General features: G+C 69.2%; 1 protein-coding gene. It reads right to left on the minus strand.

Annotated elements, in window-relative coordinates; translation table 11 throughout:
• Positions 1-311: 311 nt before the first annotated feature.
• Positions 312-1,230 (minus strand): IS110 family RNA-guided transposase (locus M0L44_RS21955; RefSeq protein ID WP_252772317.1); only part of this gene is annotated, 919 nt, incomplete at its 5' end.

Raw genomic sequence — 1,230 nt, forward strand, 5'->3', positions numbered from 1 at the left:
TTGAATTCAAACCCGTTGCCGGACGGGGAACGCGACGGAGCCCGTTGGATGCCACCCGATGTGGATGCGCGACGGTTGCTCATGCTGATATGCGCGGGTTGGGTACCGCAAGACAATTGTTCGTCGCAGGGCTGCCTCGGTCTAGGGGCTGAGATTGCGCGCTGATCGTTGCCGGTCGGCGGCTCACCAATAACGTTTGCGAGGATTCCCTTGATGGCCGTGGCTGCGCCGCGTTCCCGGTCCGGCCGCTGAGTGGGTGTGTGGTTCTCGCGTCTCCTGTTCTGGGGCCAAGAGCGGTCTTGCCTGGCGGTTCAGGGCGCCACGGCCTGGGCTGGGGTGATGTCGGCTGCGCCGCGCCAACCGGAGGTCTGCACCTCGCGCCCGATGGCCCAGACGAAGCCGGCGAGCTCCCGGGCCACCGCCACCACGGCCTTGGTCTTCATCACGCGCCGGACCAACAAGCGCTTGAACTTGCTGTTCAGGCGGGTCTGGGCCTTCCAGGCGATGTCGGTGATGGCGGTAGGCAGCCCGTCATGGCGCTTGGCGATGATGGGACTCACGCGCGGGCCGGCTTGGTAGTGCCAGGCCACCTCCACCAGCATGCGGCGCACCGCGCCGTTGCCTGCCTCGGTGATGCTGCCCTGGCGTCGCTTGGGGCCGGAACTGTGCTCCCCGGGCACCAGGCCCACATAGGCCATGAGCTGACGCGGGGACTCGAAGCGCAGGAAGTCCTGCAACTCGGCCACCAGGGTGATGGCGGCGATGAGCTGCACCCCGCGCAGGGCCTGCAGCGCCTGCACCACCGGGGCCAGGTGCCACTCGGGCAAGGCCTCGCGCAGCGCCTGCTCCAGCCGTGCGATGCGGGCCGTGGCCTCGGTGATCATGTGCAGGTACTCCTGGAAGGCGATCTGCTGCGCCGAGTGCGGCAGCTTGATGCCCGAGAGCCAGCGCAGGTGGGCGGCTGTCCAGGATGACTTGCCGCTGTAGGGCGTGCCGTTCCTCAGCAGCAGGGCTTTGAGGCGGTGGCGGCCGTTGCGCTGCTCGCGCACCGCGTCCTCGCGTGCGCGCACCAGGTCCCGCACCGCCTCGTCCACTTCGTCGGGCACCCGCACGACGGCCAACTCGCCCGCACGCGCCATGCGCGCCAGCAGCAGCGCATCGCGCCGGTCGGTCTTGATGCGCTGGCCGGGTGCGCGCGGAATCGAGGACGGTGCCACCACCTCGCAGAGC

The sequence above is a fragment of the Ideonella oryzae genome (genome assembly GCF_024055665.1).
Taxonomy (GTDB): Bacteria; Pseudomonadota; Gammaproteobacteria; order Burkholderiales; family Burkholderiaceae_C; genus Ideonella; species Ideonella oryzae.